14 protein-coding genes are annotated in these 18,677 nt (G+C 71.5%); 10 read left to right on the top strand and 4 right to left on the bottom strand.

All coding sequences use genetic code 11. The features are described 5' to 3' along the window. Positions 1 to 136: 136 nt before the first annotated feature. From PZE19_RS02925 to PZE19_RS02905, 5 genes are all read left to right on the top strand, one after another. Complete coding sequence (locus PZE19_RS02925) at positions 137 to 1,498, top strand: peroxiredoxin family protein (RefSeq protein WP_277859094.1); 1,362 nt, start codon at positions 137 to 139, stop codon at positions 1,496 to 1,498. 149 nt (positions 1,499 to 1,647) lie between these two features. Then, entirely contained in the window at positions 1,648 to 3,708 is a 2,061-nt protein-coding gene (locus PZE19_RS02920) for an ATP-dependent helicase (protein ID WP_277859093.1), read from the top strand. After that, positions 3,705 to 5,639: a hypothetical protein gene (locus PZE19_RS02915; RefSeq protein ID WP_277859092.1), complete on the top strand. Its 1,935-nt coding sequence runs from the start codon at positions 3,705 to 3,707 to the stop codon at positions 5,637 to 5,639. Before PZE19_RS02920 ends, PZE19_RS02915 begins: the two co-directional genes overlap by 4 nt. A gap of 3 nt (positions 5,640 to 5,642) precedes the next feature. Beyond that, on the top strand, positions 5,643 to 6,809 hold the full coding sequence (locus tag PZE19_RS02910; protein ID WP_277859091.1) for a hypothetical protein: 1,167 nt from the start codon (positions 5,643 to 5,645) through the stop codon (positions 6,807 to 6,809). Positions 6,810 to 7,330: 521 nt separating this feature from the next. Further along, a complete protein-coding gene (locus tag PZE19_RS02905; RefSeq protein WP_277859090.1) occupies positions 7,331 to 7,570 on the top strand; it encodes a hypothetical protein in 240 nt (79 codons plus the stop codon). 39 nt (positions 7,571 to 7,609) lie between these two features. Here PZE19_RS02905 and PZE19_RS02900 read toward each other — a convergent pair whose 3' ends face one another. Then, positions 7,610 to 8,479 carry a sulfurtransferase gene (locus PZE19_RS02900; protein WP_277859089.1) on the bottom strand — a complete coding sequence of 290 codons (870 nt, stop codon included), beginning with the start codon at positions 8,477 to 8,479 and terminating at the stop codon, positions 7,610 to 7,612. Between the two features lie 101 nt (positions 8,480 to 8,580). On the opposite strand from PZE19_RS02900, the gene PZE19_RS02895 reads away from it, so the two are divergent. Together PZE19_RS02895 and PZE19_RS02890 are read left to right on the top strand one after the other, a co-directional pair. After that, a complete protein-coding gene (locus tag PZE19_RS02895; RefSeq protein ID WP_277859088.1) occupies positions 8,581 to 9,594 on the top strand; it encodes a zinc-dependent alcohol dehydrogenase family protein in 1,014 nt (337 codons plus the stop codon). 479 nt (positions 9,595 to 10,073) lie between these two features. Beyond that, positions 10,074 to 10,493, top strand: coding sequence for a hypothetical protein (locus PZE19_RS02890; RefSeq protein WP_277859087.1), 420 nt, complete (start codon positions 10,074 to 10,076; stop codon positions 10,491 to 10,493). Between the two features lie 104 nt (positions 10,494 to 10,597). On the opposite strand, the gene PZE19_RS02885 is transcribed toward PZE19_RS02890, so the two are convergent. From PZE19_RS02885 to pabB, 3 genes are read right to left on the bottom strand one after another with little or no spacing between them, the layout of a single operon-like run. Beyond that, entirely contained in the window at positions 10,598 to 11,719 is a 1,122-nt protein-coding gene (locus tag PZE19_RS02885; RefSeq protein ID WP_277859086.1) for a Nif3-like dinuclear metal center hexameric protein, read from the bottom strand. Then, positions 11,716 to 12,534 (bottom strand): aminotransferase class IV, encoded by an 819-nt coding sequence (locus PZE19_RS02880; RefSeq protein WP_277859085.1) that lies wholly within the window; start codon positions 12,532 to 12,534, stop codon positions 11,716 to 11,718. The genes PZE19_RS02885 and PZE19_RS02880 overlap by 4 nt, the downstream gene beginning before the upstream one ends. Beyond that, positions 12,531 to 13,931 carry an aminodeoxychorismate synthase component I gene (gene pabB / locus PZE19_RS02875; RefSeq protein ID WP_277859084.1) on the bottom strand — a complete coding sequence of 467 codons (1,401 nt, stop codon included), beginning with the start codon at positions 13,929 to 13,931 and terminating at the stop codon, positions 12,531 to 12,533. The genes PZE19_RS02880 and pabB overlap by 4 nt, the downstream gene beginning before the upstream one ends. Before the next feature lie 144 nt (positions 13,932 to 14,075). Between pabB and PZE19_RS02870 the strand changes: the two genes are divergently transcribed. The 3 genes from PZE19_RS02870 (at position 14,076) to PZE19_RS02860 (ending at position 18,676) form a co-directional block, all read left to right on the top strand. Continuing rightward, entirely contained in the window at positions 14,076 to 14,861 is a 786-nt protein-coding gene (locus PZE19_RS02870) for a sugar phosphate isomerase/epimerase family protein (protein ID WP_277859083.1), read from the top strand. An 84-nt stretch (positions 14,862 to 14,945) separates the two neighbouring features. Continuing rightward, positions 14,946 to 15,680 carry a YceH family protein gene (locus PZE19_RS02865; protein ID WP_277859082.1) on the top strand — a complete coding sequence of 245 codons (735 nt, stop codon included), beginning with the start codon at positions 14,946 to 14,948 and terminating at the stop codon, positions 15,678 to 15,680. A 5-nt stretch (positions 15,681 to 15,685) separates the two neighbouring features. After that, positions 15,686 to 18,676, top strand: coding sequence for a glycosyl hydrolase family 38 (locus PZE19_RS02860; protein WP_277859081.1), 2,991 nt, complete (start codon positions 15,686 to 15,688; stop codon positions 18,674 to 18,676). The last annotated feature ends 1 nt before the right edge of the window (position 18,677 follow it).

Raw genomic sequence — 18,677 nt, 5'->3', positions numbered from 1 at the left:
ACACCGTCCGGGGCTCGGCCAGATCGAGCCCGGTCCCGGGCCGACGGACGTCCAAATCCGGCTCACGCCGGAACCGTGGCGAGAGACCGTCTTCCGATTCGTCGACCGTCGGGGCGGCCCTGTCGGCGACGTCGACGTGGACGTCCTGATCGGCCGCAAGCTCGTCTGGGAGACCCTCAAGAGCGGTCGCGACGGCCGCTGTCGCGTCGCGATGGCGGCGGGATCCGGCTACTCGATCGAGGCCCGTTCTAAAGACCATTTGCCGACGTCCGTCGGGTTTCGGGGCGTCGCGGACGACCCGATGGAGGTCGCGATCCCCCTCTCCGACCCGATCCGCGGCCGCGTGGTCGACCCCGAGGGCCGGCCCCAGCCCGGAATCCAGGTCGGTCGGCTGATCGCCCCGAATTACAACGCGGACGCTCCCGGCGATCAGTTGCCGCTCGTCCTCTATGAGATGCAGGGCTCGGACGAGCCCGCGAAGCTCGACGCCGAGGGCCGGTTCGACCTGCGGCCCGCCATCCACCTCGACAGCCGATCGCTGGACGCGTCGGGCTCGTTCCGGACGTGGCTTCAGCCCCTCTGCTTCGCCGACGAGGCCCTGCGCCGCGTCGCGTTCCTGGGGTTCGACCCGAGCGACGTGAAACCCGCTTACGAGGTCGTCGTGAAGCCGGCCCGGCGAGTCCTCATCCCGCTGGAGCACGAGGTCGCCTCGCCGTCCGGCAAGATCGAAGTCTGGTGGGAGATTTCCGCCCTCCTCGGAGCGGGCGGGCCGCGGGAGTCGATTTTCGTGATGAGCGGTGTGGTGGACCCGCAGCCCGCGGAGGGGGAGCGGTTGGAGGCTTATTGGCCCGAGGGCCGGTATCGGCTGACCGTCCACTCGGCCGACCCCGTGGCCGAGAAGGGGTTGGAGGAGACGACCATCGAAATCGTGGTCCCCCCCGGCGATGGGCCGCTTACGCTTCCGACGTTGCGACTGACGTCCCTGCCGCAGCGGAAGCTGATGGGCCAGCCCGCGCCCGAGATCGAAGCCCGAGACCTGGATACGGGCGAGCCGGTCAAACTGGCCGATTTCCGCGGCAAGGTCGTGGTCCTGGACTTCTGGGGCTACTGGTGCGGACCCTGCATCGGCTCGATGCCCAGGCTCATGGAAGTCCATGACCGATTCAAGGACCGCCAGGTCGTGGTCCTGGCCGTGCACGACCAGTCGGTCCGGACGCGGGACGAATACGACCGGAAGCTCGCCGGCGTGAAGCACAACGTCTGGGGGGACCGCGAACTGCCCTTCCGCGTCGCCCTCGACGGCCCCGACCCCGCCGTCGGCGAAGGGGATTCGACGATCGGTCGAGGAGTGAGCTGCGATCGCTACAAGGTCGTCTATTTCCCGACCACTTATGTCATCGGCGCCGACGGAAAGGTCCTCGGGCCCGCGGACGCGCGGGAGCCCGGCCGACTGGAGGCGATGCTCGAAGAGCAGCTCGGGAAGACGTCCCCCCGCTGACGAGTCCGCCGCGTCGGACCCGCCGAGGGCGAGTGGACGCGGCCGGCTGAACAGGCGTGACGGTGGGTCGAGGGGTCTGATAGAATCGGGGGATTCGCCGGTCTCGACGTCTCGGGCCACCCCCCGCCCGCCCCCGCGGCCAGGACGCCATGCGCAAGATCACGCTGAAGCACACGCCGCCTCCGGGGCTGGCCCGGCAACTGGCGGACGACCTCAACCCGTCCCAGCGCGAGGCGGCGACGGCGGCGGACGGGTACAACCTGATCCTCGCCGGGCCGGGGTCGGGGAAGACCCGGGTCATCACGTATCGCGTCGCCTGGCTGATCGGCCGCCGCGTCCCGTCCGAGTCGATCCTGCTCGCCACGTTCACCCGCCGCGCGGCGCGGGAGATGGTCGGGCGGCTCGGGGGGCTCGTCGGCAACGAGGCCGGCCGGGTCTGGGCGGGGACGTTCCACCACGTCGGCAACCGCCTGCTGCGCCGCGCGGCCCGCGAGCTGGGTTTCCAGGCCAATTTCACGATCCTCGACGGCGAGGACCAGACCGACCTGATCCGCCTGGCGATGGACGACGGCGGGCTGGCTTCCAAGAACAAGCTGGCCCCCAAGCCGTCGCAAGTCCAGCACCTCATCAGCTTCGCGGTCAACACCCGCAAGACGCTGGAAGACGTCGTCGCCGAGACGGCCGGGGACATGATCGAGTGGACCGACGAGATCCGCCGCGTCGCCGACGCCTATGCCGCGCGGAAGCTGGCCAGCAACTGCATGGACTACGACGACCTGCTCGTCCTCTGGCTCAAGCTCCTCGACGAGCACCCCGCACGCCTGGCCGAGCAGGGGAAGATGTTCCGCCACATCCTGGTCGACGAGATGCAGGACACGAACGCGCTCCAGATCGAGGTCGTCGAGAAGATCGCCGCCGCCGGCGAGGGCAACCTGACGGCGGTCGGCGACGACGCCCAGTCGATCTACCGGTTCCGCGGGGCCGACTACGACAACATCCTCAAATTCCCCGAGCGCCACGCGGGGTCGCGGATCTTCCGCCTGGACGTCAACTACCGCTCGACGCCCCAGATCGTCGCGCTCACGCAGGCGTCCATAGCGCGCAACCAGTCGGGCTTCCCGAAAGAACTCGTCTCGGCCCGCCCCGACGGCCTCAAGCCGGTGGTCGTGGCCGTCGCCGACGTCTACGAGGAGGCGGCGCTCGTCTGCCAGCAGATCCTGGAGACTCGCGACCGCGGCATCCCCCTGGCCGAGATGGCCGTGCTCTATCGCAACCATTACGACAGCGTGGTGCTCCAGGGCGAGCTGCTGGCGCGGAACATCCCCTACAACGTCCGCAGCGGGATCCGGTTCTTCGAACAGGCGCACGTGAAGGACGTGCTGGCGTTCCTCCGCGTGGTGCTCAACCCTCGCGACGAGGCCTCGTGGCGGCGGCTGCTGCTCCTCCTGCCCGGCATCGGCCCGGCCAAGGCGGGTGCCGTCTACCAGCGGCTCGCGGCCGGCGGCGACCCGTTCTCGGCCGTGGCCGCCGCCGAGACGATGGCGACCGTCCCGCCCAAGAGCCGGGGCCTGTTCGCCGCGTTCGTCAACGACCTGAACCTGATCCGCGCGACCGACCCCGAGAACCGCCCGGCCGCCGCGATCCAGGCCGTGCTCGCCGGCGGCTACCCGGCGACGGTCCGCCAGCGCTACGACAAGCCCGACAACCGCATCAAGGACGTCGAGCAGTTCGCCGTGCTGGCCGCGAAGTACGAGAGCCTCGAACGCCTGGTCGCCGACCTCATGCTCGCCGGCGACCTCTACGGCGTCGAGTCGAGCGGCGGCGAGGAGCCCCAGGACCTGCTCGTCCTCAGCTCGGTCCACCAGGCCAAGGGCCTGGAATGGTCGCACGTCTTCGTCATCCGCCTGGTCGACGACGGCTTCCCCAACCGCCGGGCCGTCGACGAGCCCGGCGGCGAGGAGGAAGAGCGGCGCATCTTCTACGTCGCCGTCAGCCGGGCCAAGAACGAGCTGATGCTCTCGTACCCCTCGACCGTCAGCCGCGGCGGCTACGGCCCGACCACATTCTCGACCCCCAGCCGCTTCATCACCGAGGTCGACCCCGAACTCTACGAACGCGCCGAGCTGGAGCACGAATTCGACGTCCTCGACGTCGAGCGCGAACTCCGGAAGAGCCTCGAAGGCCAGGCGGACGGAAAGAAGGCGACATGACGACTTCCTGGATTCGCGCGGGGGCGGCCTGGCTGGCGATCCTGGCGGCCGCGTCGGCCCCGGCCGAGGAATCCGCCTCGCCATCGAAGCCATTCAGGATCGTGGTCGTCGACGAGCAGACCGGCCGGGGCGTTCCGCTGGTCGAGCTGCGGACGGTCAACCAGATCCTGTACGTCACCGACTCCAACGGCGTCGTCGCGTTCGACGAGCCGGGCTTGATCGGCCGCCGGGTCTTCTTCGCGATCAAGAGCCACGGCTACGAGTCCCCCAAGGACGGCTTCGGAATCGTCGGGGCGGCGCTCGACACCAGCCCGGGCGGCGAGGCCCGTTTGAAAATCAAGCGGCTGAACGTCGCCGAGCGGCTTTACCGCGTCACCGGCGCGGGGATCTATCGCGACAGCCTGCTGACCGGCGTCCCGGCCCCGACCCGCGAGCCCTTGCTCGACGGCCTGGTGCTGGGACAGGACAGCGTGCTGAGCGCCGTCTATCGAGGCAAGATCCACTGGTTCTGGGGCGACACCAACCAGCCCGCGTATCCCCTGGGCAACTTCCACACGCCGGGGGCCGTCTCGGACCTGCCCGGGAAGGGCGGGCTCGACCCGTCGCGGGGCGTCGACCTGATCTATTTCGTGGACGAGAAGGGCTTCGCGAAGCCGACCTCGAAAATGCCCGGCGAGGGGCCGACCTGGATCACCGGGCTCGCCGTCCTGACCGACGACCAGGGCCGTGAGCGGATGTTCGCCAACTACGCCAAGATCAAGCCCCCGATGACGACCTACGAGCTGGGGGCCGTCGAATGGGACCCGGCGAAGAACGAGTTCGTCAAACGCGCGGTTTATTCGGGCCCGCCCGAGACCAGCACCGGCGAGACGCTCAGCGGCCACACGTTCCAGCATCGCGACGGGGACCGAGACTACGTCTACTATTGCAATCCCTTCCCCCTGACCCGGGTCCCGGCCGATCCTGCCAGCATCATCGACGAGAAGGCCGTCGAGGTCTTCACCTGTCTGGAAGCGGGGACTCGGATCGACCAGGAGAAGCTCGACCGCGACGACGAGGGCCGGCTCCGGTACAGCTGGAAGAAGGCGACGCAACGACTCGACCAGCGGGGGCAGGATCGCCTGGTAAAGGCCGGGAAGTTGAAGGCCGAGGAGGCGCTGCTGCAACTCCGCGACGCGACCACCGGGAAGCGGGTGCTGGCGCACGGCGGCTCAGCGGCGTGGAACGCGTATCGTCGCCGCTGGGTCCTGCTTTTCGTCGAGATCGGCGGGACCTCGATGCTCGGCGAGATGTGGTTCAGCGAGGCCGACACGCCGCTGGGGCCGTGGGTCCACGCCCGGAAGATCGCCACTCACGACACGTACTCGTTCTACAACCCGAAGCAGCATGCCATGTTCGACCAGGACGGCGGGCGCGTGGTCTACTTCGAGGGGACGTACACGGCGAGCTTCTCGGGCGCGAAGGAGCAGACCCCGCGCTACGAGTACAACCAGATGATGTACCGGCTCGACCTGTCCGACGCCCGCTTGAGCCTGCCCGCGGCCGTTTACGAGGTCGACCCGATGCTCGCGACGGGGGGCCTGGCGACGGGACCGGCCCTGGCCCACGGGGCGCGAGGGAAGGCGATCGCGTTCTTCGCGCCGGATCGTCCCGGGACGGCCGAGATCGGCGTCGTCGAGGTCGCCGACGATCGGGGCGGCAAGACGCTGGCGCTGGCCGACCCCGCCGTCGCCGGGCCCGCGCTCCGATTCTGCATCCTCCGCCCCGAATCCCGGCTTGCGGAAACGACGCCGATCTACGAATACTCCAGGGAAGGAAGCACGCAACGGACGTTCTCCATCGACCCGGATCGCGCGATCGAGGGCTGGCGGCGCTCGCCGCAGCCCGTCGGACGCGTCTGGAAGAACCCGGGGCCCACGCAGGTCTGGTGACGAATGGATTCCACCGCCCGTCGGACCGAGCGCGTCGACCCGGCCCCGCCCGTGGACGACCTCGAAGAGCCCTCCTCCATCATCGCCGACCTCCTCGACGGGCTCGAGCACGACCCCGAGGAGTCGTGGAACGCCTTCCAGGGCCTGGAGTCGCTCGACCCGGAGATCCGGTCGCACATCGTCCGGGAACTGCTCGCCGCCCCGCCGAGCGAGGGCCTGTTCCGGCTCCTGCACATGATGGGGGCGAGCCGCGACGACGCCGTCCGCGAGACGGTCCGCGAGGCCCTCGGGACGAGCCGGCGATCGCAGACGACGCCGATCGAGGAGGCCCCGGCTCCGCCGCTTCCTCCCGCGTCGACGCTCCCGGCCGTCGTCGACCGCGATCCGCCGCGGCTCGTCCGGTCGATGGCCACGGCCGTCGACGGCGAGGGCGTCGCCGCGGTGGTCGTCGTCAGCGTCCAGGGGGGGCGGACCTCCACGGCCGCGTTCCTCTGCGACGTCCGGGGCGGGCTCCGCGACGTCATGGGGGCGTCCGACGACGATCCCGACGCCGCCGTCGACCCGTTCGAGCGATTCCCGGAGCTGGCCCTGCGACCTCTCGTCGAGGACGTCCCCGCGCTGGCGACGGGGCTGCTCGCCGGCAGCCTGTTGCTCTCGGGCCGCGACACGCCCCCGGCCGTCCGCGAGTGGCTCGACGTGACGCTCGGGCGCGGATTCCACGCCGGGGCCTTCCTCTCGGCCCGGCCCGAATGGGGCTCGGCGTCCGTCGAGACGGCGACCATGGCGGAACGCTCCTGGCGCGTGCTGGAGGCCTGCCCGAGCTGGGTCGACCGCTCGTCTCTCACGTTCGACCTGGCCGAGGAGATCAGCGTCCGCGAGCGCAGGGCCGCCGCCGACCCCTACCGCGACGCCGGCGCCTATCGGTTCCTCTTCGAGCGGCGGATCCTCCACCGCCTGGAGCTGTACCGCCGGATGCTCCTGTGGATGGCCTTCTTCTGGGAGGCGGCCGACGAGGCCGAGCTCTCGCTCGCGGCGGGCGTCCTGGCCGGCCAGCTCGCCGACCCCCAGTACGCCGTCCCTTCCCACCCCTTCACCGTGGCCCTCTCCACCCGCAGCCTGCACGAGGCGCAGCGGCGGCTCGGGACCGCGTCCGACCCCCGCCGAGGCTGACCGGAGCCGACGACCCGCGGCTTCGAAACGACAAGGCCGGCGACGCCCGACCGGGTGGTCGAGCGGCGGCCGGCCTTCATGAGGATCCGCGTCCGTGACGCGCGAGGGTGACTTACTTCTTGGGCGCCTTGGCCTCGGTCTTGGCCGGGGGGGCGGGGGCCGCCTTGCCCGACTTCTTCGACTTCTCGTCGGCCTTCTTCTTCTTGGCGGTGTCGCGAGCGTCGCCCATCGGTTGGCACTCCTTCGGGATTGTGGACCGGACGGTCTGGCGGAAAGGGTTCGATCGCCGTCGAAGGAGGCGGCGACGTCCTTGAAGATGACCGGCCCACAGGCCGAGTTCAAGACGAAGAAGCCGAAAATCCCGGCGGTTTCGCCCGAAAATCCCGCGTTCCCGGCCCACGGATCGGACGCGATTCCGGGCTTCCCGGATCCGGATGTTCCTGTTAGCCTCTTCGCCGGTCGGCGGGGAAGCCGTCGACGCATCTTGAACGTCCCCGGAACCAAGGAAGGCGGGCCACACCATGATCAACCCCAGGAACTCCCACTCCCCCCTCCCCGACGACCGCCGCCGCCGCTGCCCGGTCTGTCGCCAGTCGGTCTACTCGAAGGCCGGCGTCCATCCCCAGTGCGCGATCAAGCAGGCCGACCCCCTGCAGGGCGAGGGCGAGCTCGATCCCGAGGCCGAAGGCGCCGTCGACGCGTTCGCCGGATCGCCCGTGGTCGCCATGAAGGCCTTGCCGAAGATCAAGCCCCTCGGCTGAGCGGGGACGGAGCGCCGCGGCCCGCGCGATCGCTCGCCCTCAGGGCTCGATCGGCAGGTCCAGGCGCTCGCCCCACTCGTTCCACGAGCCGTCGTAGTTCGCCAGGTCCGTGTAGCCGAGTCGGGCCAGGTTGAACAGGACGACCGTCGCCGCCACGCCGCCGTTGCAGTAGGCGACGACCGGCCGGCCGGCGTCGATCCTCTCGCGGTCGACGAGCGTCCGCAGCTCCTCGATCGGCAGGAAGCCGCCCCCTTCCGCGAAGAACCGCTCGCGAGGGACGTTCACCGCGCCGGGGATGTGGCCGCCGCGCGGGCCTCGGCGCCGGGCCGCCGTGTACTGGCCGGGGTCCCGGGCGTCGATGAGCTGGAGGCCGGGCTCGCCCAGCCTGGCGGCCAGCTGCGCGGCCGTCAGCCGGAGCGCCGGCCGCTCGCGAGGCGTGAACGTCGCGAGGGGCGGGGCCGCGACCTCGGTCGTCGTGGGCCGTTCCTCCTCGACCCAGCGGTTCCAGCCCCCTTGCAAGACGCTGACGCGATCGTGGCCGTAGTAGGCGAGGGCCCACCAGAGGCGGGTGGCGTACTGGCCTCCCACGTGGTCGACGGCGACGACGTGGGTCGCGTCGCCGATCCCCCGCGCGGCCATCGCCCGGGCGAACGCCTCGGGACGGGCGATCTGGGCCTTCACCGGGTCGTCGAGGTCGACGATGTCGCGGGTCCAGTCGACGTAGACCGAGCCCGGGATGTGGCCCGCCCGGAACTCCTCGGGCGCCCCCTTGTAGTCGGCCTCCTCGACCCCCGGGGCGACCGGCCTGGCGACGACGTAGCCGCGGACGTCGACGACGCGGACGTCGGGGTCGTCGAGGTGGAGTTCGAGCCATTCGGGCGTGACGAGCGGGTCGCGGGGGTCGGGCATGGGGGAGTCCCTGTGGGTTTTCTCGTTCCTCGACCTTAAGATAACCAGGACTCGACCGTTCCCCAAGAGATCCGCGCCGAGCCGGAAAGAAACGAATCGACATGAAAGCCGCCGTCTTCTTATCGTTCGGGGATCCCTCCGAAGTTCTGAAGGTCCAGGACGTCCCCACGCCCGAGCCGGGCCCCGGAGAGGTCCGCGTCCGGATGATCGCCAGCCCCGTCAACCCGTCCGACACGATGGTCGTCGAGGGCCGCTACGGCGTGCTGCCGAAGCTCCCCGCCACGCCCGGCTTCGAGGGCGTCGGCGTGGTCGACAAGGCGGGTCCGGGCCTCATGGGGCGATTCCTGGTCGGCAAGCGGGTCGTCGCCATCAACCAGAGGGGCGGCAACTGGGCCGAGTACGCCGTGATCCCCTGGAAGCAAGCCCGGCCGCTCCCGGACGACATCGCCGACGACCAGGCCGCGACCTTCTTCGTCAACCCGGTCACGGCGCTGGCGATGGTGCGGCACGTTTTGGCGGTCCCGAAGGGGGAATGGCTGCTGCTCTCGGCGGCCGGGTCGACGCTGGGCAAGATGATAGTCAAGCTGGGCCGGCGCGACGGCTTCAAGACCCTCTGCGTCGTCCGCCGGAGCGAGGCCAAGCGCGAGCTGATCGACCTGGGCGCCGACGCGGTCGTCAGTTCGTCGGAAGGCCCGGTCCCGGAGCAGGTCCGGAAGATCACCGGCGACGACGGCCCGCGTTACGCCATCGACCCGATCGGCGGCGAGGCCGGCACGGCGATCTACCGGTCGCTGGGCAAAGGGGGGCGGCTGGTCGTCTACGGCTCGCTCACCGACGAGCCGATCCAGGTCGACCCCCGGTCGCTGATCTCCTCGCGGACGTCCGTCGAGGGCTTCTGGCTGGGCTACTGGATGTCCGAACGCAGCATCCCCGGCGCCCTGCTCCTGTTTCGCGAGGTCGCCGCCCTGATCCGCGAGGGGGTGCTCGACGCCGACGTGGGCAAGACCTACCCCCTCGACCAGGTCGGCGAGGCCGTCCGCGAGGCCGCCGCCGTGGGCCGCGGGGGTAAGGTGCTGCTCCGGATGTCGGCCGCCGGACGCTCCGCCGTCAGCTGATCTCCGGGTCCGACGGGGAACGCGGTCGGCGCGTGGGATTTCAACGACCCGGGGGGCCGCGGGCCTTGCGAGTTTTTGAGATTTCATTCGCCGATGTCGGGGGGGGACGCTACAATTTCTTGGAGTAGAGTCCCTCGACGTGAGCGAAAACGGGGAGCCACCGGACCGATCCTGCGATCGTGCCATGGTTTGCCGCCGCTTCGACGTTGAACGCCCGCCATCTCCGGCCTCGCCCCGCTCCCCCATCGTGCTGGCATCATGAGGATTCGGTCAAACGCCGGTTCTTCGTGTTTTCCCGTCGCGCGGGGTTCGGAGCGTCGGCCCGACGCGGCCCGGCGGCCTTTTGGACGAATGACTTGCATGACGACACCCGACCGTATTTCGGCGGGTCGTACAGACCAAGTCCCGACGCGACGTCGAGTCGACGAACGAAGCGCAGGATGCGAGGGCCCGATCGCGTTGGGCGGGGAATAATCCAGATGAGTAGCGGAACGAGTGGTGCTCAAGACTGGCGGGCGATCGCTTGCCTCGCGCCGACCGGCGAACGTCTCCTCTGCGTGGGCGAAAGCTCCTCGCAGGTCCGCGCCGCCTACGCCGGGGCCTGGGGCGAAGTGATCCGGGACGAGGATCGTCCCACGGTTCGCGCCATCTCCCTCCAGCGGTGGACCGGCCAGTTCTGGTCGGGCCAGTGGGAGCACCAGACCTACCTCGCCGTCCCGGCGACCCGAACCGGGAAGGCCCCCGGCGGCGACGCCGAAGGCGACGTCGACGGTGAAATCGAGATGGACGGCGAGCTCGAAAACGGCCTGGCCGTCGCGGTCGAGACCGAGGTCGAGGAGGTCGAAGACGAAGAAGACGATCTGCTGGAGACCGGCGGATCCAAGTCCAAGAGCAAGTGACCGGCCCCCGCCCCGTGGCTTGAGTGACGGACGGCCGCCTTCCCTTCTCCCCCCGGAGTCCTCCGGGGGGTTTTCTTTTCCCCTCTCCGATCCGCCTGCGAGGGTCAGGGCCGGGGCGGCTCGGCGACGATCGCCAGCGGATCCGACTCGTCGCGGCTCGGCCAGACGTGCAGGTCCGGGAAGGCCCGCGCGATCCGCTCGGCGAGGTCCTCCACGCCCGGCCGCTCGGTCGCGTAATGGCCGGCGACGACGAGACCCACCCCGATCGATCGGGCCTCCAAAACTCGATGGAATCGGGCCTCGCCGGTCAACAAGACCTGCGCGCCCAGCCGCGCGGCGTCGACCAGGAAGTCGTCCCCCGCGCCGCAGGCGACGGCCACGCGCTCGACCGGCATCCCCAGGTCGCCGGCCACATGCAGCGTCGCCCCTCCCAGGGCTTCTGAGGCCGCGCGGGCGAACTCGCCGAGCGGGCGCGGACCTTCCAGGCCGCCGATACGCCCCGCCCCCAGCGACGACGGCGGGGATTCGAGCGGATAGACGTCGATCGCCGGCTCCTCGTACGAATGGCGGGCGCGGATCGCGGCCAGCACCGAAGCCAGCCGGGCGGCCGGGCAGACCATCTCGATCCGCAGCTCCTCGACCGTCTCCCGCCGTCCCTTGACTCCGACGGTCGGGTCGGTCGACTCGCCGCCGAGGAACGTCCCCCGGCCCGGGATCGCGAACGAGCATTCGGAATAATCGCCGATCCGCCCCGCGCCGGCCCCGAAGGCCCCGGCGAGCACGGCGTCGCGGTCCGACTCGGGAGTGAAGACGACGACCTTGTACGCGGAGGCCCCGGCGATCGGCCTCAACGGCTCGACGTCCACCAGCCCGAGACGGCGGCAGAGCCCGGCGTTGACGCCGTCCGTCGCGCTATCGAACGCGGTGTGCGGGCTGGCGACCGCGACGCCCGCGCGGGCGAGCTTCCAGAGCGGGGCCGTCGCGGGCAGGTCCGCCCGGATCCGCTTGGTCTCGCGGAAGAGGATCGGATGATGGCTCACGATCAACCCCACGCCCTCGCGCACGGCCTCGTCCGCCGACTCGGCGGTGACGGTCAGGCAGGTCATCACGCGCTCGACGGGCGCGTCGGGATCGCCCCACAGCAACCCGACGTTGTCCCACGACTCGGCCAGGCGCGAGGGGGCGAACCCCTCCAGCCACGCGGCCACCTCGGTGACGGTCCTCACGGTGAGCCTCCCGCTTCCAGCCAGTGCAACACGGCCTCGCGAACCCGCGCCGTCGTCGGGCCCGGCGCCGGGAAATGGGCCTCGCCCCAGCGGCCGACCGGGATCACGCCCCGCACGGCATTGGTGAGGAAGACCTCCTCCGGATCGAGGCGACGGTCGAGCAGGCCGAGCGGCGCCTCCCCAACGTCGAGCCCCGATGCGCGGGCCCGTTCGACGACCAGGCCCCGCATGATCCCCGGGACGATGCGGCCGTCGCAAGGCGGCGTCGTCAGGCCGCCGCGGATGACGAAGAAGACGTTGGTGCGGCTCCCTTCCAGGACGCAGCCGGCCTTGTCGATCAGCAGGCCCTCGTCGCAGCCCTCGGCCCGCGCCTGCTCTTGCAGCAGACGATACGACCAGTAGTTCAGGGATTTGTGGCCGGCGAGCGGATCCTGCCGTGCCGGGCCGATGGTCCCCAGCCGGATCCCGCCGACGGCCGTTGGCGGCAAGGGCGACGACCGCATCCAGAGCGTCGAGCCCTCGCTCGCCGAGAGCCCTCCCGTCAGGGTGATCCGCAGCATCGCGTCGCCGTCGCGGCGGTCGGCCGCCAGGAGGCTTCGCGCATCGTCCGCCGTGGGCAACGCACCGAGGTCGAGCGGAATCCCCAGCGCCTCGGCCGACCGTCGCAGCCGGTCCAGGTGGCGGGGGAGCAGCGTGGGACGGCCGTTCCAGGTCCGGAGCGTCTCGAACAGGCCCAGGCCGTGCTCGAAGGCCCGATCGCGGGCGGAGATCACCAGGGCGTCGTCGGCCAGGATCGCGCCGCGGGTCCAGATCATCGCAGGTCCTCCCCAGTCAGCACGCGGCGGAGGCCCCGGCCCTTGTGCAGCGTTTCTTCGAATTCGGCCTCGGGGTCGGAGTCGGCGACGATCCCGCCGCCCACCTGGTAGCTGACGCGCCGGCCCTCGACGAGGGCGGTGCGGATGGCGATGTTGAACCCGCTCGTCCCGCCCCGGCTCAGGTAGCCGATCGCGCCCGTGTAGAGGCTGCGGCGAGTCGGCTCCAGCTCATCGATGATCTCCATGGCCCGGATCTTGGGCGCGCCGGTGATCGAGCCGCCGGGAAAGACGGCGCGGACGACGTCGATCGGGCCGACCCCGGCGCGGAGCCTTCCCTCGACGGTCGCGACCAGGTGATGGACCTGCGCGTAGCTCTCCAGGGTCAAGGGATCGACGACCTCGACCGAGCCGTAGCGGCACACGCGGCCCAGGTCGTTGCGCTCCAGGTCGACGATCATGATCAGCTCGGCGCGATCCTTCGCTGAGGCGGTCAGCTCGGCGGCGAGCGCGGCGTCGGCCTCGGGCGTCGAGCCTCGGGGCCGAGTCCCCTTGATGGGCCGGGTCGCGATCCGATCGCCTCGGGTCTGGTAGAACCACTCGGGGCTCGCCGAGACGACGGCCAGGTCGCGCCAGCGGAGGAACGATGCGAACGGCGCGGGGCTCTCGGCCTGCAGCCGCAGGAAGAGGCCCAGGGGGTCGACGGCACCCAGGGCCGCGAACCGCTGGGAGAGGTTGATCTGGAAGACGTCGCCGGCGTGGATGTAGTCGAGCGCCCGCCGGACGGCGGCGAGATATTCATCGCGCGTGAAGTTGCTTTCGAGCGGGCCGAGCGACGTCGCGGCGGGGGGCCGCGGCGAGGCGACGGCGTCCCGTAAGGCCCGCCGCCAGAACCGCGCCCGGCGTTCGACGGCCTCGCGGCCCTCGCCCGTCAGGTCCCAGGCGTGGATCGCGGCCGTGCCGTTTTTCTGATCGAGGAGGACGGCCGTGTCGTGCAGGGCCATGCGGATGTCGGGCAGGCGGGAATCTCGCTCCGCGCGGCGCGGGAGACGTTCGAGGGTCGGCGCGAGGTCGTAGCCGAAATAGCCGATCAGGCCGCCCTGGAATGGGCAGGCGGCGGGGTCGAGTCCGGGGTCGTCGGCGGGTTCGGCGAGCCGGAATCCGCGGGCGAGGGCTTCCAGGCGCGCGAGCGGATGATCGCCCGCCTCGACCGCGCCGGCGTCGGTGCGGATCGACCAGCGGTGGCCGACGGCCTCGAAGACGAGTCGGGGGTAGGCGGCCAGGATGCTCCAGCGCCCGGCCTCGCCGAAACCCGGCCCGCTGGCCAGGATCGCGGGCTCGGGCCACGCGCCCACGGCCGCGACGAGCCGGTCGGCCGGCAGGTCGAGGGGGATCCGCACGGTCGTCGGCTCTTGCGGCTCTCCCACGGAGGATTGACCTCACCAAACCGGTCGGCGTCGCGTAGTCTAAGGGGGAAGTATAGGAGAGTCGATGATCGTCCAAAAGCCCCGCCGGCTTCAACCCAGGCTCCGCCGACCCGCACGATGATACGAAACCCTCTCGGCCTCAGGCTCGACCCCAACGGACCGATCCGCGACCAGATCCGCCAGGCCGCGCGCCTGGGCGCGCGGGGGGTCGTGCTGGAGGCGTCCGGCGACCTCGCGCCCCACCGGCTGGGCGAGACCGGCCGCCGCGACCTCAAGAATCAGCTCCGCTCGGTCGAGGTCGCGCTGATCGCCCTGGCCCTCCCCACGCGCCGCGCGTTCGACACGACCGATCAGCTCGACGACCGCATCCGCCGCGCCGACGCCGTGTTCGCCCTGGCGTTCGACCTGGGGAGTCGGCTCGTCCTGTCGCAGGTCGGCCCCGTCCCGGCCGAGGACGACCTGCCCCGTCGCGAGGTCTTCACTCACGCCCTCGCCTCGCTCGGGGCCAGGGGCGACCACCGGGGCGTCCGCTTGACCATCGAGACCGGGGCCGACCCCGCCGAGACGCTCCGCGCGTTCCTCGACGGTTTGGCTCAACCCTCGCTCGCCGTCAGCATCGACCCTCCCAACCTGCTCCGCGCCGGGATCGACCCGGTGGCGTCGGCCCGCACGCTGCACGCCTGGGTCGCCCACGCCTACGCCGGCGACCCGACCGGCGCGAAGGCGAGCGCCCGCAATCCCCGAGGCGTCGGCTTCCCGCCCGGCGCGCTCGACTGGGAGGAGTACGTCGGGGCCCTCGAAGAGATCGCCTACCACGGCTTCCTGACCGTCTGGCCCGAGCCCCCGGCCGACCCGGCGCGGCAGTTCAAGGCGGTCGTGGAACGGGTCGCGCAGATCTCCTGAGGCTTGTTCGGCCCGCGCAGGCCCGGCTACCATGGGCCCGGCGGGGGGCGAGCCCCGCGCCTCGACACGAGGATGGGACCGATCATGAGCGAGAACGAATCGACGGCCGCCCCGGCGGCCTCCTGGACGCCGCTCACCGCGCCCGAGCGGCGCGTGCTGGGCGTGCTGGCCGAGAAGGCCAAGACGACGCCCGAGTACTACCCCATGACGATCGCCGCCATCGTCACGGGCTGCAACCAGAAGAGCAACCGCGACCCCGTGGTCGACTACGACGCCGACGACGTCGAGGACGTCCTGCACGCCCTCCGCAAGAAGGGGGCAGCGATCCTCGTCGAGGCCGGCGGCCGCGTCGCGCGCTGGAAGCACACCCTCTACGACTGGCTGAAGGTGAGCAAGGTGGAGCTGGCCGTCGTCACCGAACTGCTCCTCCGCGGCCCCCAGACCGAAGGCGACCTGCGGGCGCGGGCCAGCCGGATGGAGCCGCTCGCCGACCTGGCCGCCCTGCAGACCCACCTGGAAGCCCTGGCGGATCGGAACCTGGTCGTCTACCTCTCGCCCCGCGGCCAGAAGCGGGGGGTGGTGGTGACGCACGGGATCTACCCCCCGGCGGAGCTGGAGAAGGTCCGCCAGGCCTTCGCCCACGCCGCCGTCGCCGAAGATGACGAGGCCCCCGCGCGGTCGTCCGCGCCGCGGGGCGAATCCGCCCCGGGCTGGCGCGACGAGGCGGCCGGCCTGCGTACGGAGGTCGAGGAGCTGCGCGGCCGCGTCGAAACGCTGGCCGCCGAGCTTCGCGAACTCCGGACCGCCCTCGGAGCCTGAACCGAATGACCACGCCCGACGCCGAGCCCAACGAGCCCTCCCCCGCCCCCGCTCCCGAGCCGCCCGCCGGGATCCTCGACCCCTACACCGAGCCCCCCGCGCCGACCCCGGCTCCGGAAGCGGCCGACGCCCCGCCCCGGACCGGCTGGACCTTGACCGCCCTGATCCCCGACGCAGGACGCGAGCCCTCGGCGGGCCTCACCGACGCCGAGGCCCAGGCCGTCTGGTGCGCCGTCACGGCGCTCTGGCACCCCTCGCTGCTGGCGCGAGCCGCGGCGGTCCCCCGGATCGAGTCGATCACGGCCCCCACCTCGCCCGGACGCGACGAGCTCCGCCTGGTCGTCCACGGCCTGCTCGACCGGCTCCCCTCGGGATACGCGACGCAGGCCGAGGACGCCGGCGCGGTCCTCCTCGAATCGAGCCCCGGCCGCGACCGGACCGTCCGCGAGCTGCAGACGCGGCTCGACCTCGCCGTCCCGGAATCGGCCCTCCCCGACGACTCGGCCCGCGACTTCCTGGCGCTCGGACTCGTGCGCTGGATGGTCCGCGACCTGGCGTCGGCGATGGGGCGTCCCGACGCCATCAACGAGGAGGCCCTGGCGCGCGAGACGCTCGCCGCGGCCGACGCCTGGGTCGGCGGCGACTCCGGGGCCGTCGCCGGCCGCCTCAAGGCCGCCTTCGAGATCCTCACCCAGGCCCGCGAGAGCGTCTATTCGGTCGACGCCTACCTCGTCGACATCTGCCTGCTCGACCCGGCCCTGCCCGCCGGCTCGATCGCGGCGATGCTGGAGACGAAGCTCGCGATCACGTTCCTGGCCCCCGCGGCGGCGATCGAGGCGCAGGCGACGCTCGACCCCGAGGCGGCGGCCGCGCTCAACCAGGCGATCACCGACGGCTGGGCGGACGTGATCGGCGGGACCTACGCCGAGGCCGAGGACCCCTTGCTGCCGATCGAGTCGACGCTCTGGCAGTTCCGTCGGGGCGGCGAGGTCTACCGCGACCACCTCGACGACCGCAACGTCGAGACCTACGCCCGCCGTCGGTCCGGGCTCTGGCCCCAGGTCCCGCAGCTCGGCCGCCGCCACGGCTACCGCTTCGCCGTCCACGTCGCGCTCGACGGCGGCCGATTCCCGGTCCGTCGCGAGCCCAAACGGCTCTGGGAGAGTCCCGAGGGATCGAGCCTGGAGACGCTCTTCCGGCCGCCGATCGCGGCCGATCGGCCCTCGCAGGGGTTGATGTTCCCCTGGAAGCTGGCCGCGACGATGCGTATCGACCACGTCGCCACCCTCCCCCTGATCCACTGGCCTGCGCCCGTGGCCTCGTGGTATCTCGACCTCCGCCGGGCGGCGACGCATTCGCCGGTCTTCGGCCGCTGGGCCACGCTCAACGACTACTTCCAGCTCACCGACCGCCCCTACGAGACCTTCCGCCCCGAGCCCGACGAGTACGCCTCGCCGTATCTCGCCCAGGCGGTCGCGGCCCGCGACCCGGCGCCGATCTCGCGATTCGCGCGGCACCACCGGCTGAGGGCCCGGATCGAATCGGCGTCGTGGCTCCGCGCCCTGGCGAAGGCCGTCGCGGCCTCGCGACCGGACGCCGCCGCCGAGTCGATCGCCGTCGACCAGTCCCCGATCGACGAGGCCGAGGCCGCGCTCGAGACCCGCCGCTACGACGAGGCCGACCCGGCCCTCGACGCCCTCGAAACGGAGTGGTCGGGGGCCCTGGCCCGCAGCATTGCCGCCGAGGCCCGGCCCGACGCCCGGCCCGGCTACCTGGTGTTCAACCCCCTGGGCGTGGCGCGGAAGCTCGCGGTCATGCTGCCGGACGCCTCGCCGGACCTGCGTCCGGAAGGCGCCCTGATCGCCGCGCAATTGACCGACGAAGGGGTCGCCGCGGTCGTCGACCTGCCGGCCTTCGGCTTCGCCTGGATCCCCCGCGACACCGATCTCGAAAGGCCCGCGGCCGAGCCGGGCAAGGTCTCGGCGAGCGGCAACGTCCTCAAGAACGAGACGGTCGAGGTCGAGTTCGACCCCGATTCGGGCGGCCTGCGCGGGGTGCTGGCCATCGGCGAGTCGACGGCCCGGCTCGCCCTGCAGGTCGTCATGACGGGCGTCGGCCGCCCGGTCGACGGCAAGCCGGCCGTCGCCCGGATGAAGCGCGAGAAGTTCGAGGTGGAGTTCGCCGGCCCCGCGCTGGTGCAGGCGGTCTCGACGTCCGTCCTCATTCATCCGACCCGAGGCAACACGCTGGCGCGGATCGTCCTACGCTGCCGGCTCTGGACCGGCCGGCCGATCGTCGAGTTGGACCTGGGCGTCCGCGACCTGGATTCGACCTGGGTCGGGCACGCCGCCGGGGCCGACCCTTGGGAGCACCACCTGGCCTGCCGCTGGGCCTGGCCCGACGCCACTTCCACGATCCGCCGGCTCGCCTTCCTCGCCCCCGAGACGACCGCCGCCGAACGCCCCGAGACGCCCGACGCCATCGACGTCTCGACCCGCCGCCAGCGCACCGCCATGGTCTTCGGCGGCCTGCCGTATCACAAGAAGGTCGGCGGCCGGATGCTCGACACCCTGCTCGTCGCCGGGTCCGAGACGGGCCGCGACTTCCGCCTGGCCATCGTCCTGGACGACGAGCATCCCCACCAGGCGGCGCAGGACTTCCTGGCCCCCGCCCCCGTCGTGGCGACCGACACCGGCCCGCCGCCGATCGGCGACCGCGGCTGGCTGATGCGGACCGACTCCAGGTCCGTGGCGGTCACCCACGTCGGCTTCCTGCCCGAGACCTTCGACGGCCGCGGCTGGGGTCTCGACGTCCACCTCGTCGAGACCACCGGATACCACGCACGCTGTCGGCTCCAGTTCTTCCGCAACCCGACGTGGGCCCGCCAGTACGATTTCCAGGGCGAGACCCAGGGCGACCTCTCCGTCGAGGGCGACGCCGTCTGGCTCGACCTGATGGCCGGCGAGCTTTACCGCGTGGTCGTGGCGTTCGGCTGAT

Origin of the sequence: Paludisphaera mucosa, from assembly GCF_029589435.1 — a bacterium.
Classification (GTDB): domain Bacteria; phylum Planctomycetota; class Planctomycetia; order Isosphaerales; family Isosphaeraceae; genus Paludisphaera; species Paludisphaera mucosa.
This window is presented reverse-complemented; position numbering and strand designations above follow the sequence as displayed.